Raw genomic sequence first — 20,859 nt, forward strand, 5'->3', positions numbered from 1 at the left:
ACCCGGTGACTGACTCGACCATCATTTACACGCACACTGACGAGGCCCCGGCCCTGGCGACGTATTCGTTCCTGCCGGTGGTCCAGGCGTACGCCTCGCAGGCGGGTGTCACTGTGGAGACCCGTGACATCTCGCTGGCCGGGCGCATCCTCGCGCTCTTCCCCGAGTTCCTCGAGGAGGGCCAGCGCGTTCCCGACGCCCTCGCCGAGCTCGGTGACCTGGCCAAGACGCCCGAGGCCAACATCATCAAGCTGCCGAACGTCTCGGCCTCGATCCCGCAGCTGAAGGCCGCGATCGCCGAGCTCCAGGAGCAGGGCTACGCGCTCCCGGCCTACCCGGACGACCCGAAGTCGGACGAGGAGCGCGACATCCGCGCCCGTTACGACAAGGTCAAGGGCTCCGCCGTGAACCCGGTCCTGCGCGAGGGCAACTCCGACCGCCGCGCCCCCGCGTCGGTCAAGAACTACGCCAAGACCCACCCGCACCGCATGGGCGCCTGGACCCCCGAGTCCAGGACCAACGTGGCCACCATGGGCGCCGACGACTTCCGCTCCACCGAGAAGTCCGCGGTGATCTCCGAGGCGGGCTCGCTCCGCATCGAGCTGGCGGGCGACGACGGGTCCACCACCGTGCTGCGCGAGTCCGTACCCGTCCTCGCGGGCGAGGTCGTCGACGCGTCCGTCATGCACGTCGCGCCGCTGCGCGAGTTCCTCACGGCGCAGATCGCCCGTGCCAAGGCCGACGACGTGCTGTTCTCCGTGCACCTCAAGGCCACGATGATGAAGGTCTCCGACCCGATCGTCTTCGGCCACGTCGTGCGCGCCTTCTTCCCCAAGACGTTCGCGAAGTACGGCGAGACGTTCGCCGCCGCCGGTCTGACCCCGAACGACGGTCTGGGCGGCATCTTCAAGGGCCTCGAGGCGCTGCCCGAGGGCGCCGAGATCAAGGCGTCCTTCGACGCCGAGCTCGCCGAGGGCCCGGCCCTCGCGATGGTCGACTCGGACAAGGGCATCACCAACCTGCACGTCCCCTCCGACGTGATCGTCGACGCCTCCATGCCGGCGATGATCCGCACCTCCGGCCACATGTGGGGCCCGGACGGCCAGGAGGCCGACACCCTCGCCGTCCTCCCGGACAGCAGCTACTCCGGCGTCTACCAGGTCGTCATCGACGACTGCCGCGCCCACGGCGCCTTCGACCCGTCCACCATGGGCTCGGTGCCGAACGTCGGTCTGATGGCGCAGAAGGCCGAGGAGTACGGCAGCCACGACAAGACCTTCGAGATCCCCACCACCGGCACGGTCCGCCTCGTCGACCAGGCCGGCAACGTGGTCCTCGAGCAGGCCGTCGGCGCGGGCGACATCTTCCGCGCCTGCCAGACCAAGGACGACCCGATCAAGGACTGGGTGAAGCTGGCCGTCACCCGCGCCCGCGCCACCGGCGACCCGGCGGTGTTCTGGCTGGACGAGACCCGCGCCCACGACGCGCAGCTGATCGAGAAGGTCAACGCGTACCTGCCGGAGCACGACACCGAGGGTCTGGAGATCAAGATCCTGTCCCCGGTCGAGGCGACGAAGTTCTCCCTGGAGCGCATCCGCAAGGGCCTGAACACCATCTCGGTCACCGGCAACGTCCTGCGTGACTACCTGACCGACCTGTTCCCGATCCTTGAGCTGGGCACCAGCGCCAAGATGCTCTCCGTCGTTCCGCTGATGGCGGGCGGCGGCCTCTTCGAGACGGGTGCCGGCGGCTCCGCCCCGAAGCACGTCCAGCAGCTGGTCAAGGAGAACTACCTGCGCTGGGACAGCCTCGGCGAGTTCTTCGCCCTCGCGGCCAGCTTCGAGCACCTCGCGCAGACCACCGGCAACGCGCGCGCCCAGGTGCTCGCCGACACCCTCGACCGCGCGACGGCGACCTTCCTCAACGAGGACAAGTCGCCGACCCGTCGCGTCGGCGGCATCGACAACCGCGGCAGCCACTTCTACCTGGGCCTGTACTGGGCGCAGGAGTTGGCCAAGCAGACCGACGACGCGGACCTCGCCAAGGCGTTCGCCCCGCTCGCCGAGACGCTGACCGCGCAGGAGCGGACGATCGTCGACGAGCTGCTCGCGGTCCAGGGCAAGCCCGCCGACATCGGCGGCTACTACCAGCCCGACCCGGCCAAGGCCGCGACCGTCATGCGCCCCTCGGCCACCTGGAACGCGACGCTCGCGACCCTCGCCTGACACACCGTCGGCGCCCACGCGTCACCACCGCACCGCCCCGGCCGGGCTCTCCGGCCGGGGCGGTCGTGTGTCCGCCGACGTCTCTGCCTCCGACGGCTCACCCTTATGCGCGCAGGCAGGTGACACCGGCGGGCCACCTGGGTGATCAGCGGTGGCGGGCCGGAACACCCGCTCTTAGCTTCGGCCTATGACGAAACGACAAATGGCCTACCTCGCCTGCACCGCGGCCGTCACGGCGTCGGTGCTGGGTGCCGCCCCGTCGGCCGACCACCGTTCGGTGCACTGGGTCCACCCCGGCGAGTCGATCCAAAAGGCCGTGAATTCCGCACACCCGGGGGACACCGTCTTGCTCTCCCCCGGCACCTACCACGAGAGCGTCCGCGTCACGGTGGCGAACCTGACGCTGCGCGGCTCCGGTGCCCGTTCCACCGTCATCGTGCCGGGCAAGGCCTCCGCCAACAGCTGCGCCAAGGCCGGCAACGGCATCTGTGTCACCGGAACGGACAGCAAGCGCGTCAAGGGCGTCACCGTCGGCTCACTGACCCTCAGAGGCTTCGCCAAGCAGGGGCTGTGGGCGTCGGGCACCGACCGGCTGACGGTCCAGGGAGTGGTCGCCGAGAAGAACGGCCAGTGGGGCATCGCCCAGGAGCGCTCCGTCCGCGGGGTGTTCCGCAACAACGTCGCCCAGAAGAACGGCGACGCCGGACTGTTCCTGTCCAACACGGTCAGCACCGAGGAGGGCGCCAGGGACACCCTGGGGACGGTCGTCAGTCACAACCGTCTGGCCGGCAACCGGATCGGCGTCACGGTCCGACGGCTGCGGAACCTGACCGTCGATCACAACGAGGCGACCGGCAACTGCGCCGCGGTGTTCGTCGTGGGCGACGAGAACAAGCCGCGCGTCGGGGCGCTGAGCGTGGTCCGCAACTACGTCCACGCCAACAACAAGTACTGCCCCAAGACCCCCCGTCTGCCCTTCCTCCAGGGCTCCGGGATCGTCCTCACCGGCGCCGAGAAGACACTGGTGGCGGAGAACAGGGTCGAGGACAACGTGGGCACCTCCCCGCTGTCCGGCGGCATCGTGCTCTACAAGAGCTTCGTGGGCGCCGTCAACAAGGACAACGAGATCCGCGACAACGTGGTGCAGCGCAACGGCAAGGCCGACCTCGCCAACCGCGACCGCGCCAAGGGCAAGGGCAACACCTTCCACGACAACACCTGCGCACACTCCGAGCCCGCCGGACTGTGCTAACCCCTCCCCCCACCAGCACGACCCCAGAAGCGAGGCACCACCATGACCACTGTTGATCCGGCTCCCCCGACCACGGTCGATCCGGCTCCCCCGCCGCCATCCATGCGGCTGCGGGAGCTCGCCTTCGGAGCCGCGTGCGCCGCCGCCGTACGCGCGGCCGCCCGCCTCGGCGTGGCGGACGCCCTGGGCGACACGCCCCTGCGCGTGGAGGACCTGGCGGCGACGGTGAAGGCCCAGCCGAAGACCCTGCGGCGGCTGCTGCGCGCGCTGTCCTGCCAGGGGGTCTTCACCGAGCTCCCGGACGGCACCTTCGCGCACACGGAGATGTCCCGGCTGCTGCGCGAGGACGACCCGCACAGCCTCCGCTACATCGCCCTGTGGTGCACCGAGCCGTGGACGTGGAACGTCTGGCCGAAGCTCGACGAGGCGGTGCGCTCCGGCCGGAACGTCTTCGAGGACGTGTACGAGCGGGAGTTCTTCGACTACCTCAACGAAGAGGCCCCGGAGTCGGCGTACGTGTTCAACCGGGCCATGACGACGTCCAGCGAGCAGTCGGCGCGGGACGTGGCGAACCTTCTCGATCTGCGAGGCGTGTCCTCGGTCGCGGACATCGGCGGCGGTCAGGGCCAGGTCCTGGTCAGCCTGCTGGAGAAGCACCCCGGGATGCACGGCACGCTGCTCGACCTGCCGGGAGTGGTGGAGAACGCCGATCCACGGCTGCGCGGCGGCGGTTCGCTGGCCGAGCGGGTGCGCGTCGTGGCCGGGGACTGCCGTGAGGACATCCCGGTCCAGGCGGACCTGTACATCATCAAGAACATCCTGGAGTGGGACGACGACAGCACCCGCAGGGCGCTGGCCAACGTCCGCAAGGCGGCGCGGCCCGGCGCCCGCGTCGTCGTCATCGAGAACCTCGTGGACGACACCCCGTCGATGCGGTTCACCACGGCCATGGACCTGCTGCTGCTCCTCAATGTCGGCGGTGCGAAGCACACCCGGCAGAGCATGGTCGACCGGCTGACGGACGCGGGGCTCGTCATCGACGAGTTCCGTCCGGTCAACGCGTATCTGCACGCCTTCGAGTGCACGATCCCCGGCTGATCCGGCCCATCCCGGGGCACCGGGAAAAACCCGAGGCCGCCGGCTCCGCGTTCATCGCGGGGTCGGCGGCCTCGGGTTGTGTCCGGGCGTTGTCTCAGGAGACGGCGTCCCGCTCCCAGCGGTAGAAGCACTGGGCCATGGCGTCCTTGGGGCTGCGCCACGTCTGCGGGTCGTACGCGCTGACGTACGCCGACAGCTGCTCGCTGACGCTCCGGAACTCGGGGTGCCCGACCACCTTCGCGATGGCGGGCGCCGGGTCCTTGTCGGCTTCGATGAGGTGCATGTACACATCACCGAACTGGAAGAGGCTGCGCCGCTTGACGCCGATCAGGTGCGGCAGTTCACCGCGGTCGGAGGCGGCGAACACATCGGCGATCGCCGGGGCCGAGTCGGGCGCCATGCGCGCGACGATGAGGGCGTGGTGCATCAAGTGTCCTTCCTGAGCTCCGGCTGTCAGCCGGGCAGCGGCGCGTTCTGACGGTCGCGGGCGGCCTTCTCGATCCGGTCCCGGATGAGCTCCATCTGGACGCGGGAGTTGCGGTTGATGTTGTCCGTCATCCAGGCGTCGTCGACCGGGGCCTCGGGCTTCATCGCGAAGTCCTGCACCCAGTGCATGTGGGTGCCCTCGGGGGTCTCCTCGTACTCCCACCGGATGTTCATGTGGTCGAAGGGGCCCGTCTCGACGCGGCGGGCGCGGACCGTCCGCCTGGCACGGTCCACGGTCCGCTCCGAGACCCAGCTCCAGACCTTGCCGTTCTCGTCCGGGTGCATGGTCAGGCGGAACTTCGTCGTGTCGCCGTCGCGGGAGAGCACCTCCAGCGACGCGTACTCGCTGAAGAGCTGAGGCCAGTTCTCGATGTCGTTGGTCATGTCCCAGACGAGGTCGAGAGGGGCGTCGATGGTGATGCTGTTCTCGGTGTGTCCTGCCACTTTCAGGCTCCAGCCTTGAGGGTGTTGTTGACGAGGTCGAGGAACTCACGGGGGGTCTTGCAGCGCTCGGCGTCGGGGGGCAGCGGGTGGCTGTACCGGTTCTCCAGCTCACCGACGATGCCGAGCAGGCCGAGGGAGTCGAGGCCGAGGGTGCCGAACGGGGAGTCCGACGACTTCTCGAGGTCCTTGGGGTCGACGGAGACTCCGGCCGCCTTCTTCATCAGCGAGGCCAGTTCGATGAGGGTCACTTCGGTGGTGATCATGGATCTGTTCTCCTTCCCGCCCGGTCCTATCGGGCGGAGTCGCCGCCGCGGCGCACTACCAGCGCCGCGTTGGAGCCCATCAGTCCCCTGCTGAGGACCAGGGCCGTCTGCAGCTCGGCGGGGCGAGCGCTCGACATCACCAGGTCGAGGTCGTGGCAGATGTCGAACACGTTGGGGGTGGGGGGTACCTGACCGTTCTCCATGGCCAGCACCGCGGCCGCGGTGTCCAGCACGGGTGCCCCGCAGTAGGCCCGCCCGATGCCCGTCTTGGGCGCCGTGACGGGGACCCGGGTGCCGTGCTTCCCGAGGGCGTCGGCGATGGCCAGGGCTTCGGCGCGGTCCGCCTCCGGAACGCCCAGGGCGTCGGCGAACACGACGTCGATCTCCTCCGGAGCGCAGCCGGCCTCGTCGAGGGCGCCACGGATCGCGTGGGCGAGACCCTCTCTGGACCGCTCCCAGCGGGAGGCTCCGGTGAACGTGGCCCCATGGCCGGCCACGGTGGCCCGGACGGCCGCCCCGCGCTCACGGGCGCGGGTCTCGTCCTCCACGACGAGCATGGCTCCCCCCTCCGCGGGAGCGAAGCCGCACGCTCCCGCGGTGAAGGGCCGGTAGGCCTGACCGGGTTCCTCGGCGGTGCTGATCTCGGGATATCCGAGCTGGCACACCATCGAGTACGGGGCGAGGGGGGCCTCCGCGGATCCGACGACCACCGCGCCGGTGCCGCGCCGTACACCCCGGGCGGCGAGCGCGATGGAGTCCAGACCACCCGCCTCGTCGCTCGCGACCACTCCACAGGGTCCCTTGAAGCCGCCCCGGATGGAGATCTGGCCGGTGCTGGCGGCGTAGAACCAGGCGATGGACTGGTACGGGCCCACGTACCGGGATCCCTGGCCCCACAGCTTCTGGAGCTCGCGCTGTCCGAACTCGCCGCCGCCTGATCCGGCGGCGGTGATCACGCCGATGTCGTACGGGTCCGCGGGTTCTCCGTGGCCGAGGCCGGCGTCGTCGAGGGCGAGCACGGTCGCTGCCATCGCGAAGTGGCTGAAGCGGTCGGTCTGGACGAGGAACCGCTCCTCGATGAGGTCCGCCGCGTCGAAGGCCCGGACCTCGCCCGCGATACGGAGCGGCAGGTGCTCGCATCCCTCGCGGGTGATCCGGTCCAGGACGACGAGGCCCTCTCTGACGGACTTCCAGTACGCGTCGGCGCTCTGTCCGTTGGGCGCGATCACACCGATACCGGTGATGGCCGCACGCCGGGGGCGCTGGGTGCGCTGAGTGGTCATCGGTTCCTCCCACCCGGCCCGGTCAGGAGCACCGCGGACTGGAATCCGCCGAATCCGCTGCCCACGGAGAGCACGTTGTTCAGCTTCCGCGGGCGTGCGGTGCGCGGCACGTAGTCCAGGTCGCACTCGGGGTCGGGAGTTTCGTAGTTCGCCGTGGGCGGCACCACTTGGTGCTTCAGGGCGAGGACGCAGGCGACGACCTCGATTGCGCCGATCGCGCCCAGCGAGTGCCCCACCATGGATTTGATGGAGCTCATGGGCGTCTTGTAGGCGTGCTCGCCCAGGGACCGCTTGACCGCGGCGGTCTCGTGCCGGTCGTTCTGCCGGGTGCCCGAGCCGTGCGCGTTGACGTAGTCGATCAGGGTGGGGTCGACGCGGGCCTGGTCGAGCGTGGTGTCGATCGCCCGGGCCATCTCCAGCCCCTCACTGGTCAGACCGGTCATGTGGTAGGCGTTGCCGTAGGTGGCGTAGCCGCTGATCTCGCAGTAGATGTGCGCGCCGCGGGCTCGGGCGTGCTCGTACTCCTCCAGGACCAGTACCGCGCCGCCCTCGCCCATGACGAAGCCGTTGCGGTGGGCGTCGAAGGGCCGGGAGGCGTGCTCGGGGTCGTCGTTGTTGGGTGAGGTGGCCTTGATGGCGTCGAAGCAGGCCATGGTGATCGGGGATATCGGAGAGTCCGACGCCCCGGCTATGCAGACGTCCGCCCGGCCCTCCTCGATGGTGTGGAAGGCGTAGCCGACCGCGTCGAGTCCGGAGGTGCAGCCGGTGGAGACGGTCTGCACCGGTCCCTGGGCACCGAACTCCTCGGCGACGACCGAGGCCAGCGTGCTGGGCGAGAACGCCAGGTGCAGCTGCGGGTCGGCCGCGCGGTGGTCCACGTCCCACCGCCGGCCCCGTTCGCTGACCTGGACGTAGTCGTGTTCCAGGCGGGTGGTGCCGCCGACGGCGCTGCCCAGGGAGACCGCGACCCGCCAGGGGTCCTCCTTGCCGGTGTCGAGTCCGGAGTCGCGGACGGCTTCCCCGGCCGCGACCACGGCGAACTGGATGTACCGGTCGGCGTGTTCGCTCAGCTCCGGGTCGAGGCCGTGCGCGAGCGGGTCGAAGTCGCATTCGGCGGCTATGCGGGAACGCAGGCCCGCCGGGTCGAACAGCGAGATGCCGCGGGTCGCGGTGCGGCCGTTGGACAGCAGGTCCCAGAACGCCGTCGCCCCGGTGCCGCCCGGAGCGACCACACCGATACCGGTGACGGCCACCCGCCGGGTCACTTTATGGCCCCACTTCGCTCGGACGGCTGTCCGTGGTCCGGCGCGGACAGGTCCGCCCCGGCGGTGGCGAACTCGGGGCCGGGCGCGGTGTCGTCGGTCACCTCCGTGTCGACGTGGCCGAGGCTCGGACGCGGCGCGAGCGGGCCCAGGTGGAAGACCATGCGGGCTTCCGTGTCACCGACGTTGCGGAACCGGTGCCGCATGTTGATCGGGATCAGCAGACCCTGATCGGGCCGCAGGGCGAAGGAGTCGCCGTCCAGGTCCACTTCGAGGGCGCCGTTGACGACGTACACGAACTCCTCGGAGTACGGGTGGTAGTGCTCACCGATGCGCTCGCCGGGCTGGATGAGGGCCAGTCCCATGAAGCCGCTGGTGGACCCCGCGGTGGCGGGCGTGAGCATGGCCCGGATGTCGCCTCCGCGCCTGCGGTTGGGTTCCGTCTCGCTCAGGTCCACGATGCGTGGATGCTTCTTGAACATGCTTGATACCTCCGGGTGGGGCAGTGACGTCCGGGGAGGGAGGGCCGCGGACGGAGCCGCGGCCCTCTGTCAGGAATCCGCCGAGCGGTCGGTGACGGGCATCATGTCGACGTGCGACAGGAGGCGGTTGATGTTGCGTTCCGTCTCCAGGGAGCCCTCGACGCCGATCGCGGCGCCGTCGAGGAGACGCTCCAGCTCCGCGGCCTTCTTCGCGCCCTTGACTCCGAGCGCGGCGACGGGGTCCGCGTCCAGCTCGCCCGTCACGTCGATGAGACGCACCACGATGTCGTCACGCTGGAAGACCGTGCTCCGGTACACCGGGCTCTTCGGGTCCTCCGCCGCGGCCTCGTCCTGGTGGGCGAGCAATCTGGCCAGCTCCATCCCGCGGCCTGGCTTGGCCGGGTAGTAGAGCGCGTGGCGGCGCACGTCCTCGGGTGCCTTGCGGCCGGACGTCACGTGGTGCACGGACGGCAGCGCGGCCCTGGTGAAGAAGACCCGCGCCGAGTCGGGGTCCCTCAGGTCCCGGTCCTGCTCCAGGTACGGGTTGATGGCCTCCTCGACCGCCCGTACCTCGGGCTGGCGGGCGACGTGACGCAGTGCCGCCATGAGGTCGCCCTCCACCTCCACCGCACGCACGACACGGTTGCCGTGCATGAAGAGGGAGGTGCGCCGCAGCCGCGTGGTGTCGTCGACCTGGGCCTGGGGGGACTCGTACCCGGCGAGGATCTCCGCGACCTTCGACTCGGTACCCGGCTTGACGGTGAAGGTGAGGGCATGGCGTGCCACACCTTCGCCCACCCGGGCCTCGACCTGCATCCCCGCCTTGGCCGAATCGTGGCCGTGCGGCTGGGCGGGGCTGGTCTCCCGAAGGATGCTGTAGCGCATCGAGCGCGTGTCCCGGACGCAGTTGTGCATCGGCCGGACCGTCTCGACGTGCTCCTCGCTGTTCACCCAGGCGAGGAAGGGCGGGGCGCTCTCCCATTCGCTGGTGATGAGCCACTGCGAGGGGTTCTCGATCGACTGGCACAGCTGGTCGCTGAGGTGTCCGGGCACGGACGCGACCTGATTGCGCATGTGCTCGTAGGCGTCGAGGAACTGCTCCTGGGCTCCTTCGTACAGGTCGAGCAGCAGGATCACGCGAAGCCTGGAGCCGTCGAACGCCGATTGCGATATACGTCCCGAAGTAGTCATCCGGCACACCTCTTCTCTTCTTCACGGAAGGTCAGGAACGACCGCCGTGTCCCAAAGGCCGGGGTCGCCATGAGCCGATCGTTGACGCGACCCCCGAGGCGCGCGAGCCCGCCGGTGCGGACGAGTGAACTGTGTGCCATCCGGGTGCCCGGAGCGCGCGATCCTCTCCGCACAGGGCATGGAAACTGATGGGCCGTTCAAGGCGGCCGGCATCCCATCCCTGACTCACCTCGCGGGTGACGCTGGAGGCAATCAATGAACCGATTGGAAGAGGCCGGCGAGGTCGGTCAGCACACACCGGTCCTCATCGTCGGCGGCTCCCTGGTGGGCCTGTCCACCTCGCTGTTCCTGGGCCGGCTCGGTGTGCCGCACCTGCTCGTCGAACGCCATTCGGGCACCTCGATCCATCCGCGGGGGCGCGGCAACAACGTGCGCACGATGGAGCTGTTCCGGGTGGCCGGGGTGAAGCGCCGCATCGAGGAGGCCGCGTCGGTCCTGGCGGAGAACCACGGCATCATGCAGACCCCGACACTGGTGGGCGACGCCGGTGAATGGCTGTTCAAGGAGATCGACCCGGGCGGCGGGCTCGCCCGCTTCAGCCCCGGTGCGTGGTGCCTGTGCAGCCAGAACGACCTGGAGCCGGTGCTGCTGAAAAGCGCCCGGGAGCTGGGCGGAGACCTTCGGTTCTCCACCGAGATGCTGTCGTTCGAGCAGGACGCCCAGGGGATCACGGCGCAGCTCAAGAGCCGGGAGACGGGCGAGCACAGCACCGTCCGCGCTGACTACCTGGTCGCGGCGGACGGCCCGCGCAGCCCGATCCGCGAGCGGCTCGCCATCGGGCAGAGCGGACCGGGCGACCTGTTCCACAACGTGAGCGTCACGTTCACCTCCCGGGACCTCGCGGACGTCGTCGGTGACCGACGGTTCATCGTCTGCTACCTGACCGATCCGGAGGCCGACGGGGCGCTCCTGCCGGTCGACAACAAGGAGCACTGGGTCTTCCACGCGCCCTGGCACCCCGAACACGGTGAGACCCTCGAGGAGTTCACCGACGAGCGGTGCGCGGACCACATCCGACGCGCCGTGGGCGTACCCGATCTCGATGTGCGGATCACCGGCAGGGCCGCCTGGCACGCCGCCGAGCGGGTCGCCGAGCGCTACTCGGACGGCAGGGTGTTCCTGGCCGGCGACTCGGCCCACGAGATGTCCCCCACCGGTGCGTTCGGCTCCAACACCGGTATCCAGGACGCGCACAACCTCGCCTGGAAACTGGCCGCCGTGCTGGGCGGCTGGGCCGGCCCCGGACTCCTGAAGTCCTACGACGCCGAGCGCCGCCCGGTCGCGGAGGCGACCAGCGCCCGCGCCTCGTCGCGCTCGGTCGAGCACAGCCACCCCGGGTACATCCCCGCCCCGGGAGCCGCCGGCCCCGGCGGCAAGAAGGGCGGCATCCTCAACGTGGCGCTGGCCTACCGCTATCCGCGCGGCGCGGTCCTGGGCGCCGACCAGTCGGCGCCGATCGTTCCCGACGGCCTGCGCCTGACCGGCGAGCCCGGCAGCCGGGCACCGCACATGTGGCTGAACCGCTCCGGCACCCGGGTCTCCACCCTCGACCTGTACGAGCGGTCCATGGTGCTCCTGACCTCGTCGGACAAGTGGCACAGCGCGGCGAAGGACGTCGCTCAGCGGCTGTCCGTCCCGCTCGACGCGTACCGGATCGGCAGCGGCCCCGACGCGGAGCTCTCCCCCGCGAGCGACACGGACTGGGCCCAGGTGCACGGCGTCACCGAGGACGGAGCGGTGCTGGTCCGCCCCGACGGATTCGTCGCCTGGCGCTCCGAGGGCCTGTCGGCGAGCCCCGAAACGGCACTGCGGGAGGCTCTCACGGCGATCCTGGACCGGGGCTGACGGCTCGGTTCACACCGTGATCTCTACGTCCGCGTCGGCGGAAGCACGCCGGTACCCGTTCCGGGTGAGCCGAGGGTCTCACTCGGAACGGGTACCCGACCCCCCATCCTCCCGGCGTGCGTGCCGGGCCTCCTGACCGCCGTCCAGCCATGCCTTCAGACCGCGGTGTCCCCGGTACGTCAGGAGATGGTGGTTGGCGCGGAACAGCGGGTGAAACGGCACCTCCAGTCGGCGGATGAGTGCCTTGCGCGCCACCATGTCCTGCTCGAGGACCGCCCGGCTGCCGGTCCCGTGCGGACGCACGCTCCACCCCGACACACCCTCCAGGTCCCCGCCGACCACTCCGCGCAACACCCTCGACTCCGTGTCCTCGAACGCCCCGGTGATGGTGAGGTGGAGGTCGAACGGCAGCAGCGAGCGCAACAGGAACGCCCCCGACTGCTCATCGATACGGCGCGCCCGCCGCACTCCGGGCCACCACAGGGGCCAGTCGTTGACCACGCGCAGCACCGCGAACACCTCGTCCGGCGGTCGGGCGAAGTCCCACACGCTTCTGAACCGATAACGATGCAGTTCCATGAACAGCAGTGTGCGGGCGCCCCCAGTGGTGGCGTGAGAGCGCGGAGACCCACGTCACACGGCGCGCGGAAGCTCACGCCCTCACCCGGCGCCGCTCCCCGGAAACGAGGAAGAGGCCGTATCGATATGTCCGATACAGCCTCTGACCCGCGACTTCAAAAGTCGGGACGACAGGATTTGAACCTGCGACCCCTTGACCCCCAGTCAAGTGCGCTACCAAGCTGCGCCACGTCCCGGTGCGTTCACCCGCGGTGTTCCGCGTGATCCTGCAGGTAAACCCTACCGCACGTGAGGAGGAGTCCTACATCTTGCCGTCGGCGAGCTTCCACTCCCGGTGCAGTGCGCCCAGGGGGATGGCGTGCTGGATGACGGGAGTACCGAAGACGGCCAGCTGGAGCTGGAGGGTGCCGCTCAGGTCGAGGCCGCCGTAGAGGGCCCAGGAACCACTCGCCGCGACGTCGGACTTGGCGTCGGAGCCGACCGGGGTGGTCGCGGTGACCGTGCCCGCGGCCTCACCGCGCAGGTACGGGGCCAGGTCGGCGGTGACGCCCACGGCGCCGTACAGACCGACGGTGGCCTGTGCGCCGAGGGCCGCCTTCACGCTTCCGGCGGTCGTGACGGACGTACGGACCGGAGAGCTGTCCATGTGGGACTCGTTGACCGGTGTCCAGCCGGCCGCCGAACCGAAGGTGCCGCCGGCCTTGAAGTCGCCCTTGAGTTCCTGTTCGACATCGACGGTGACCCTGCCGTCGCCGCTGATCTCGAAGTAGCAGGTCAGGTCGAGGTTCACGACGACGGGGATGGGGCCGACCTGGAGGACCGGGTCGGCGTGCAGCTTCGCGAACGGCAGCCGGACCGGCTTGGCGGAGGCGGCGGCGCGCCCCTTGAGCGCCCACTGCGAGGTCCAGTCGCCGGAGACGCCGAGGTAGGCCGCCCCCGGTCCGGAAGCGGTGGAACCGTTGGAGGTGGTGGAGGCGGTGGAGGCGGTGGACGCCGTGCCTCCGTAGGAGAAGTCCACCTCGGGCTTGACCTGGACGAAGCCGGACACGGATGCGGCCGCCGAGGCCGGTGCCCCCTCGGCCGTGGCGACCTTCGTCGCGACATCGACCCGCAGGCTGCCGAGCGGGACCTTCGTTCCCTCGGGGCCGGAGTGGATGTCTCCCGTCTTCGCCCAGGAGACCTGCACGTCGGGCAGCAGCCGCTGGACGTCGAAGGAGGCCGGGTCGACCGGGACGGTGCCCTTCGCGTCGTCGTCGCCCAGCAGCGTGTCCAGGGTCGTCGGCGCGGTCTGGACCTCGGTGCCGTCGGCCGTCTCACCGATCACCTTGGTGACCTTGGCGAGGAGTCCGTCCGGGGCGCCGGGCGCGGGAGCACTGGCGATGACGTCGCCGACGGCGGTGCGGCCCGGCGTCGCGGTGCCTGCGGGAGTCGGGGTCCCGGTCGGAGACGGCGATGAAGTCCCCTGGCTGGCCCTGGATATGACGGCCCGTCGGGTGTGGCTGTCGTACGACTTCACCTTGAGCGAGGACTTTCGGGCCTTCCCGCCTGCCGTACCGGGCCGCGCGACGGCGGTCGAGGTGGCCGCCGCGGCGGGGGCGGCGGCCACGGCGAGCGGTTGGTCGCTGTTCGCGGTCGCGGTCGCGGATGTTCCGGCGTCCGGGGTCCGTTCGGCGGCGGATCTCTGACCCGGGTCCGCGGAGCAGCCGGCGGCGAGGAAGAGGGCGGAGGCGGCGAGCGCGGGCACGAGGGCGCGCAGGGGCCGCTTGCGGATGCGCAAGATCAGTCCTGAGGGGGGTGGTGACGGCATGGGATTACCAGCGAGTAACTAGATGTGAGCATGCCATGAAGACGTGAAGCCCTGCTTCACGTTTCCACCCCCTCCAGGGTGATGTGCGCCACGATCACGCACCGAGAGTCACCAATGAGCTCATCAACTCACCGGAGCATCGGGCGAATTGACGGAACATCATGCATTGGGGTCGAACGGGATGCCGGCCGGCTTCGCCTTCTCCAGGTGGTAGTTGAAGTTGCCGTCCTTGAGGCCGAAGACGGCGCTGCCGAAGTCGTAGGCACTGAGCTTGTCGCGCAGACCGGCGGGGTAGCCGTTCCAGCCGACCAGGTCGGGGAACTGCCAGGCGTGGTAGTGGTTCTCCGGCGGTTCGTCGTTCGAGTTCGCGGGGCGGAAGCAGTGGGTGCTCAGACCGTCCTTGTGATACACGACCTTGGGATGGGTCCCGTCCCAACGGATCTGGTCACGGCCGTAGATGTTGAAGTTGCCGTGGGCGGAGGTGGAGACGTACTGGGCCTCGTTGTTCTGCACCCACACCACGACGTGTTCCCAGTCGTTGCGGTGCCCGCCGAGGCCGCTGCCGAGCACGGCCTGGTCCTTCTCGAAGTAGAGGCCGTACATGATGGCGCACCAGCCGTTGTTGCACTTCTCGCGCGAGTAGCCGTTGGTGTTGTCGAGGTCCGAGGCGTCGTGGCACTGGCCATTGAGGGCACCGGACGGGTTGAGGCCGGGGTTGATCGTCCCGTCGGGACCGATGGCGGGGGTGGGGTAGCAGCCGTCCGTGTCGTAGTCGAAGGCCGGCTGGAACGTCTGCTCCAGTCCGTCCGCGTTGGCGGGCAGGGCCTGGGGCGGGGCGGCGAGGGCGCTGCCGGGGAAGGTGACGACCAGGGCGACCGCACTGCCGAGGATGAGCGAGACCCTGCGGATGCGCGAACTTCTCTTCACTACGTCCTCCTGATCGACCGCGATGTGGGGGTGGGTCGGGCACACCCGGTCGGATTGGCATGCCCAGATCACCATTCCCCCTCTCGTCGACAACGCAAGCGTCAGGGGGTGTCTGAGTGATGAAGGGCCAACCAACTGATACGGAGGTGGAGTTGAGCGACGGCTCCCCGGCCCGCCGCCGGGGCGCGGGGCGCGGGGCGCGGGGCGCGCGAGGAAGCGGCGTTGCGGGTACGGCGAGCACTGCGGGTACCACGAGCATGGCCAGCATGGCCAGCACGGCCAGCACGGCGAGCACGGCGAGGCCACCCGACGGCAGCGCGGCGGCCACCCGACGGCAGTGCGGCGGCTGCACAGCGGCCACCCGACGGCAGTGCGGCGGCTGCGCAGCGGCCACCCGACCTCAGCTCGGCGGCTGCCGCACGGGACCTGGGCCCGATAAGCGCCCCCGGTCGAGTCGGCCCCACCCGGCGGGTCTCCCCCGATGGCGCCCCGAGGATACGGCTATGCCCCGGACGTCACTTCGGCGGAGCCGGCCTGCACGACCACCACGGCACGACCACCACGGCATCAAGCGGAGCCGTCGGACGGATGTACGACGGCTGCACGAGCGGCCGTCCGCGCGGGGCGGCCACACGGGACGGCCACAGGGGCGCCCTTATCTGCGGGTCTCGGGCCCCCAGTACTCCGGACCGACACCGCGCCAGTCGATGAGGGGGGACACCGCCGCGGTCACGGGGTCCACGTCGAGACCCGCGCGTCGCAGGAATTCGGACAGGTCCTCCAGGTTGTAGGCCAACCCGAGGTTCTCGCCGTGCACTCGGACTCGGCGGCCACCGGTGTCACTCGGTGGAGCCACGATGACAGGCAACGGTTCGGACATGGATCCAGCCTCGCCTCTCCGGTCCCGGCCTGCATCCCGGCCCTGGAAGTGTGGGTACGTCATACCCCGAATTCAATCACGTGTTCGATTTCCGGCGCACGACCACCCGACACTCGCGTGACGTCCAGCGATGAGTGATGACTTCTGCCAGAGAGCGGCCAGGCATCGCCGAGCAGCCGGCGGCCCCTACCCGGCGTCGGGAGCCTTGATGATCTTGCCGTTCTCGTCGATGGTGTGGGTGCTCCAGTAGGTGTCCCACTTGTCGCCGACGTGCTGGGGGACTTTCCCTTCGGGATAGCGGACGTACCCCTTCGGCGGCTCGTCACCGTTGGACACGCAGGCGCTGCCGGTGCCGCCCACCGCCATGACCGGATACTCGCCACCGCCGCAGCTCGCGTCCTCGGCGGAGCAGCCGGTCAGCATCGCGAGGGTCACGCAGGCCAGCGTGAGGCCCAGGGCGGACCGCGCCGGGCTCCTGCTGATCACGGACGACGGGCGGTGAACTCGGCTTGTCATACGCACGGTGGCTCCCTTTGGACGGCTTGTGGGACCAGCCTGTGCGAGGCAAGGAAATCGACCATGAGTACGCGTACTCGGATGCGGTGGGCCGTCCTACCCGATTCCGCGTAGGCACGAGGGCGGCCGGCCCCGCCCAACCGAGCCACCCTCGGGCCGAACCGCGCTCAGCCCGAGCCGGTCTCAGCCCGAGTCGGCGATTCGGTTGAGCCACTCCTCCATGAGGCCGCGTTCCGGCGCCGTCAGGGCGGCGGTCCGCGGGAGTACGGCCCGGAGGGTGACGGCGGCCGCGACGGGCCCGGGTGCGGGCGCGGCGGGGGCGTCCGTGGCGATCGCCGCGACGACGGCCTCACGGGCGGTGCGGGACAGCTCCGGGTCGCGGCGGTCTTCGGGGGTGGCGATGAGCGTGAGCGTCGTACCGCAGCCGGCCGCGTGGACGAGGTCCGCGGCGCGGTCCTCGGGGACGCGCAGCCGGCCCGCCTCGGCGATGCGCCGGATGTGCTCGGCGAGGATCTCGAAGGCGGCGAGCGCCGCGGGCGAGGGTGTTCCTGGGCGGTACCGGCCGTACATCAGGGTGTACAGCGCCGGGTTGGCCAGGCCGAGGCCGACGTGCAGATCCCAGCCGGCGCGAAGGTCCTCGACCGGGTCATCGGTGGGTTTCCGGGCGGTCTTGCTGGTCAGGTACGCGGTGAAGCCGTGGGCGACGACCGCGTCGAGCAGGCCCTCCTTGTCGCCGAAGACCCGGTAGATGACCGGCGGCTGCACGCCCGCCGCGGCGCTCACCGCCCGGGTCGAGACCGCGTCCGGCCCGCCTTCGGCCAGCAGCCGGGCGGCGGCCGCGACGATGCGTTCACGATGCCCGTCCGCCGCGGTGACGTCCTCGCTCTCCATGATTCCGACGATAACAGAATCCTGTTACCGATGAGAATTTCCAGTGATACCTTCTGTGCGTTATCGACGGAAACAGGAAGAGGTTGTCATGATCATCGTCACCGGAGCGAACGGCGGACTCGGCCGGCTGGTCACCGAGCGGCTGCTGGAGCGCCTCCCCTCCGAGCGGATCGGCGTCAGTGTGCGCGACCCGGAGAAGGCACGAGAGCTCGAAGACCGGGGCGTGCGCGTCCGCCACGGCGACTTCGGCGACCCCGCGAGCCTCGCGGACGCCTTCGAGGGCGCCCAGCAGGTCCTCGTCGTGTCCACGGACAGCACCGGCGCGGATGCCGTCCACCACCACCGCACCGCCATCGAGGCCGCGGCGGCGGCCGGAGCCAAGCGCATCCTCTACACCAGCCACATGGGCTCCAACCCGTCCTCTCCCTTCGCTCCGATGCGCGACCACGCCGCCACCGAGGCGGCGCTCCGGCAGTCCGGGGTCCCCTTCACCTCGCTGCGCAATGGCTTCTACGCCTCCTCAGCCGTGATGCTGCTGGGCCACGCGCTCGAGACGGGCGAGCTGGCCGCGCCGGAGGACGGACCGGTCGCCTGGACGGCCCACGCCGACCTCGCCGAGGCGACGGCGCTCGCGCTCACCGGCGAGGGCCTCGACGGGACGACACCCGCGCTCACCGGCCCCGAAGCGCTCGACCTGGCGGACATCGCGGCGATCGCCACACGGCTCACGGGTCGCGAAGTCCGACGGGTGGTCGTGTCCGACGCCGACTACCGCTCGGGCCTGCTCGCCCGCGGTCTGCCGGAGGCCGGCGCCGACCTGCTCCTCGGCCTGTTCACCGCGAGCCGACAGGGACAGTTCGCCCCGGCCGACCCCGCGCTGGGCCGCCTGCTCGGCCGACCCACCACGGCCTTGGCGGATGTCCTGAAGGCAACGATCACACCGACCGGCTGACGTCCGACGGCCTTACCTGTCTCACCGTTCTTGCGGACGAACCCGCGGCGTTCAGGCGCGCGTCCGCCAGCCGTGGTCGACCGGTCCGAGGCCCGAGCCCAGGGCGAATCCCGCCGCGATCGCGCCGGTGACGTACTCCTTCGCCAGCCGCACCGCCTCCGGCACCGGCCGGCCCTGCGCCAGCCCCACCGCGATGGCCGAGGCCAGGGTGCAACCGGTGCCGTGCGTATGGCGGTTGTCGTGGCGCGGGGCCCGGAACCAGTGCTGTTCGGTGCCGTCGGTCAGCAGGTCGACGGCCTCGCCGGGCAGATGGCCGCCCTTCACCAGGACCCAGCGGGGCCCGTACGACAGCAGTTGTTCCGCGGCCCGGTACATGTCCCGCTCACCGGTGGCCTTGATTCCGGTCAGCTCGGCGGTCTCGTCGAGATTCGGGGTGGCCACCGTCGCGAGGGGCAGCAGGGCGGTCCGTACGGCGTCCAGCGCGTCGTCCGCCAGCAGTCGGTCGCCGTGCTTGGAGACGCTCACCGGGTCCACCACCACGGGCGCGCCGACGTCCGAGAGCAGTTCGGCGACGGTCTCGACGAGCAGGGGCGAGGCGAGCATGCCGGTCTTCACGGCCTGCACACCGATGTCGTCCACGACGCTGCGGTACTGCGCGCGCACCGCCTCGGCGGGAAGCTCCCAGGCTCCCTGTACGCCGAGGGAGTTCTGCGCGGTGACGGCGGTGAGCACGCTCATCCCGTGCGCGCCCAGCGCGAGCATGGTCTTCAGGTCGGCCTGGATGCCGGCGCCGCCCCCGGAGTCCGATCCGGCGATGGTCAGGACGCGGGGCGGGGCGGTCGGCGTGTTCGCGGGCATGGTGGGTGTCACTCCGTACGAAGGGGGTGAGAGGGGGGCGGGGTCAGCGGCGCAGGCGCAGCGGGGCGTAGACCAGCAGGGCCGCCACGAACGCCACGCCGTAGGCGGTGTCGGCGCCGTGCAGGGCATGCGCGACCGGGCCGACGTACAGGCTGGTGCTCATGAACGGCACCGCGGCGGCGAAGGCGGCGGCGAACGCCACGAGCGCGGGCCACCACGGACGCGGGCGGGCGCTCTCGGCGGCCAGGTCGACGGGTGCGCCGCCGCGGGCCCTGGCCCGGGCGAGCCAGTCGACGGCGACGATCGCGACGAACCCGGGAATCCAGTAGCCGACGAACAGCAGGACGTTCTGGAAGCGGGCCGTGGTGTCGGCGGCGTGCATCCACAGCACGAGCGGGAAGCCGAGGACGGCGGCCAGCGCGGCGGCGGCCGGGCGTGGCAGCCGTACGCCCATGGTCTGCAGGGCGAGCGAGCCGCTGTAGTCGTTCATGGCGTTGCTGCTCAGCGCGGCGAGCGCCACCGCGAGCAGGCCGAACGCGCCGAGGGCGCCGCCGCCGAGCAGGGTGTCGACGCCGCGGGCGGTCTGGTCGGTGAAGACGGCCGCACCCCACAGTCCGAGCGCCTGGACGGCCACGAAGGACACGCTGATGCCCGCCAGGGTGTACCAGAACATGCGGGGGCGGGACGCCGTACGCGGCAGATAGCGGCTGAAGTCGCTCGCGTACGGGGCCCACGACAGCGCAAGGCTGAGCGCGATCGTGCAGGTCAGGACGAAGGCGGCGGCCCCTTCGGCGCCGTGCGCGGTGGCGGCGGGAGTGGTGTGGGCGCCGCCCAGTAGCTTCACGGTCAGGGCCACGAACGCGGCGGCGAGGGCGAAGGTCATCACGGTCTGGAGCCGGTGGATCGCCTCGTAGCCGAGGACGCCGAGCGCCCCCTGCGCCGCCATCATGACGAGCACACCCAGCCAGAACGGCCAGCCGCACAGCTGGGCCAGCGCGTCCCCGCCGAAGAGGCCGATCAGGGCGTCCCAGGCGATGGACGACAGCCACTGCAGGGCCCCGGGGACGACCACGGCCCGGCCGAACGCGAGGCGGGCGAGCGGCAGCTGTCCGGCGCCGGTCTGGCTCCCCCAGGTGCCGAGGTACGCGGTCGGTACCGCCCCCAGGAGGGTGCCCAGCACGACGGCGGCGAGCGCGGTGGAGAAGTCCAGGCCGAGCGCGATGCCGACGGTGCCGGTGAACACGCCGGTCATGGTCAGGTTGGGGGCGAACCACACGGTGAACAGACGGCCGGGGCCGCCGTAGCGGTGGTCATCCGGGACCGGGGCGATTCCGCGCGCCTCGACGTGCAGATCCCCCGGGGCGGTGGGCATCCGCCCGTCGAAAACGCCCTGCGGGCCTCCGACGGCCACCTCACCGCGAGCGTTACGGGCATACGGCAACGACATGAGACATCCCTCCGCCAGTCCTAACTGGTTCAGGTTCGACGGGTGTGATCTCAGCCCTCGTGCGGGGCACCCCGTGTCCGGTTCGGCGGCCAGGATAGCCCGCCCGGCGCG

At 70.6% G+C, this 20,859-nt stretch carries 20 protein-coding genes, 1 tRNA gene and 1 riboswitch; of the genes, 5 read left to right on the forward strand and 16 right to left on the reverse strand.

The window, feature by feature from the left end; translation table 11 throughout:
• The first annotated feature begins 5 nt into the window (after positions 1 to 5).
• From ACIQTP_RS05760 to ACIQTP_RS05770, 3 genes are all read left to right on the forward strand, one after another.
• Positions 6 to 2,225 (forward strand): NADP-dependent isocitrate dehydrogenase, encoded by a 2,220-nt coding sequence (locus ACIQTP_RS05760; protein WP_403396649.1) that lies wholly within the window; start codon positions 6 to 8, stop codon positions 2,223 to 2,225.
• Between the two features lie 187 nt (positions 2,226 to 2,412).
• Positions 2,413 to 3,477 (forward strand): nitrous oxide reductase family maturation protein NosD, encoded by a 1,065-nt coding sequence (locus tag ACIQTP_RS05765; protein ID WP_403396651.1) that lies wholly within the window; start codon positions 2,413 to 2,415, stop codon positions 3,475 to 3,477.
• 42 nt (positions 3,478 to 3,519) lie between these two features.
• The gene (locus ACIQTP_RS05770; protein ID WP_402034032.1) at positions 3,520 to 4,575 is read left to right on the forward strand and encodes a methyltransferase; all 1,056 of its coding nucleotides are present in this window, start codon (positions 3,520 to 3,522) and stop codon (positions 4,573 to 4,575) included.
• 94 nt (positions 4,576 to 4,669) lie between these two features.
• On the opposite strand, the gene ACIQTP_RS05775 is transcribed toward ACIQTP_RS05770, so the two are convergent.
• The 7 genes from ACIQTP_RS05775 to ACIQTP_RS05805 form a co-directional block, all read right to left on the reverse strand.
• Complete coding sequence (locus ACIQTP_RS05775) at positions 4,670 to 5,002, reverse strand: TcmI family type II polyketide cyclase (RefSeq protein ID WP_054232638.1); 333 nt, start codon at positions 5,000 to 5,002, stop codon at positions 4,670 to 4,672.
• Between the two features lie 26 nt (positions 5,003 to 5,028).
• The gene (locus ACIQTP_RS05780) at positions 5,029 to 5,505 is read right to left on the reverse strand and encodes an SRPBCC family protein (protein ID WP_403396654.1); all 477 of its coding nucleotides are present in this window, start codon (positions 5,503 to 5,505) and stop codon (positions 5,029 to 5,031) included.
• A 2-nt stretch (positions 5,506 to 5,507) separates the two neighbouring features.
• Positions 5,508 to 5,768, reverse strand: a complete 261-nt coding sequence (locus tag ACIQTP_RS05785) for a phosphopantetheine-binding protein (RefSeq protein ID WP_402034038.1) — start codon at positions 5,766 to 5,768, stop codon at positions 5,508 to 5,510.
• A gap of 26 nt (positions 5,769 to 5,794) precedes the next feature.
• Positions 5,795 to 7,051 (reverse strand): ketosynthase chain-length factor, encoded by a 1,257-nt coding sequence (locus ACIQTP_RS05790; protein ID WP_403396656.1) that lies wholly within the window; start codon positions 7,049 to 7,051, stop codon positions 5,795 to 5,797.
• Positions 7,048 to 8,316 (reverse strand): beta-ketoacyl-[acyl-carrier-protein] synthase family protein, encoded by a 1,269-nt coding sequence (locus ACIQTP_RS05795; RefSeq protein ID WP_403396658.1) that lies wholly within the window; start codon positions 8,314 to 8,316, stop codon positions 7,048 to 7,050. Before ACIQTP_RS05795 ends, ACIQTP_RS05790 begins: the two co-directional genes overlap by 4 nt.
• Positions 8,313 to 8,795, reverse strand: coding sequence for a cupin domain-containing protein (locus tag ACIQTP_RS05800; protein WP_054232643.1), 483 nt, complete (start codon positions 8,793 to 8,795; stop codon positions 8,313 to 8,315). Before ACIQTP_RS05800 ends, ACIQTP_RS05795 begins: the two co-directional genes overlap by 4 nt.
• A gap of 69 nt (positions 8,796 to 8,864) precedes the next feature.
• Entirely contained in the window at positions 8,865 to 9,986 is a 1,122-nt protein-coding gene (locus ACIQTP_RS05805; RefSeq protein ID WP_403396660.1) for a SchA/CurD-like domain-containing protein, read from the reverse strand.
• A 255-nt stretch (positions 9,987 to 10,241) separates the two neighbouring features.
• On the opposite strand from ACIQTP_RS05805, the gene ACIQTP_RS05810 reads away from it, so the two are divergent.
• Positions 10,242 to 11,891: an FAD-dependent oxidoreductase gene (locus ACIQTP_RS05810; protein ID WP_403396662.1), complete on the forward strand. Its 1,650-nt coding sequence runs from the start codon at positions 10,242 to 10,244 to the stop codon at positions 11,889 to 11,891.
• Between the two features lie 78 nt (positions 11,892 to 11,969).
• On the opposite strand, the gene ACIQTP_RS05815 is transcribed toward ACIQTP_RS05810, so the two are convergent.
• The 7 genes from ACIQTP_RS05815 to ACIQTP_RS05845 form a co-directional block, all read right to left on the reverse strand.
• Positions 11,970 to 12,470 carry an SRPBCC family protein gene (locus tag ACIQTP_RS05815; RefSeq protein ID WP_403396664.1) on the reverse strand — a complete coding sequence of 167 codons (501 nt, stop codon included), beginning with the start codon at positions 12,468 to 12,470 and terminating at the stop codon, positions 11,970 to 11,972.
• A gap of 162 nt (positions 12,471 to 12,632) precedes the next feature.
• Positions 12,633 to 12,706, reverse strand: a tRNA-Pro gene (locus ACIQTP_RS05820).
• A gap of 65 nt (positions 12,707 to 12,771) precedes the next feature.
• Positions 12,772 to 14,241 (reverse strand): hypothetical protein, encoded by a 1,470-nt coding sequence (locus ACIQTP_RS05825; RefSeq protein WP_403397272.1) that lies wholly within the window; start codon positions 14,239 to 14,241, stop codon positions 12,772 to 12,774.
• A gap of 195 nt (positions 14,242 to 14,436) precedes the next feature.
• A complete protein-coding gene (locus tag ACIQTP_RS05830) occupies positions 14,437 to 15,204 on the reverse strand; it encodes an NPP1 family protein (protein ID WP_403396666.1) in 768 nt (255 codons plus the stop codon).
• 655 nt (positions 15,205 to 15,859) lie between these two features.
• Positions 15,860 to 16,084, reverse strand: coding sequence for a hypothetical protein (locus ACIQTP_RS05835; protein ID WP_180362196.1), 225 nt, complete (start codon positions 16,082 to 16,084; stop codon positions 15,860 to 15,862).
• A 186-nt stretch (positions 16,085 to 16,270) separates the two neighbouring features.
• Positions 16,271 to 16,600, reverse strand: a complete 330-nt coding sequence (locus ACIQTP_RS05840) for an SCO0607 family lipoprotein (protein ID WP_403396668.1) — start codon at positions 16,598 to 16,600, stop codon at positions 16,271 to 16,273.
• Between the two features lie 183 nt (positions 16,601 to 16,783).
• Positions 16,784 to 17,491 (reverse strand): TetR/AcrR family transcriptional regulator, encoded by a 708-nt coding sequence (locus ACIQTP_RS05845; protein WP_403396670.1) that lies wholly within the window; start codon positions 17,489 to 17,491, stop codon positions 16,784 to 16,786.
• Positions 17,492 to 17,579: 88 nt separating this feature from the next.
• Here ACIQTP_RS05845 and ACIQTP_RS05850 point away from each other — a divergent pair, with 88 nt between their 5' ends.
• The gene (locus ACIQTP_RS05850; RefSeq protein WP_403396672.1) at positions 17,580 to 18,443 is read left to right on the forward strand and encodes an SDR family oxidoreductase; all 864 of its coding nucleotides are present in this window, start codon (positions 17,580 to 17,582) and stop codon (positions 18,441 to 18,443) included.
• A 51-nt stretch (positions 18,444 to 18,494) separates the two neighbouring features.
• Here ACIQTP_RS05850 and thiD read toward each other — a convergent pair whose 3' ends face one another.
• A complete protein-coding gene (gene thiD, locus ACIQTP_RS05855; protein ID WP_403396675.1) occupies positions 18,495 to 19,301 on the reverse strand; it encodes a bifunctional hydroxymethylpyrimidine kinase/phosphomethylpyrimidine kinase in 807 nt (268 codons plus the stop codon).
• Between the two features lie 43 nt (positions 19,302 to 19,344).
• Positions 19,345 to 20,748 (reverse strand): purine-cytosine permease family protein, encoded by a 1,404-nt coding sequence (locus ACIQTP_RS05860; RefSeq protein ID WP_403396677.1) that lies wholly within the window; start codon positions 20,746 to 20,748, stop codon positions 19,345 to 19,347.
• Positions 20,738 to 20,832: riboswitch (TPP riboswitch) on the reverse strand. Its footprint overlaps the gene before it by 11 nt.
• Between the last annotated feature and the right edge of the window lie 27 nt (positions 20,833 to 20,859).

Origin of the sequence: Streptomyces sp. NPDC090798 (genome assembly GCF_044768965.1) — a bacterium.
Taxonomy (GTDB): Bacteria; Actinomycetota; Actinomycetes; order Streptomycetales; family Streptomycetaceae; genus Streptomyces.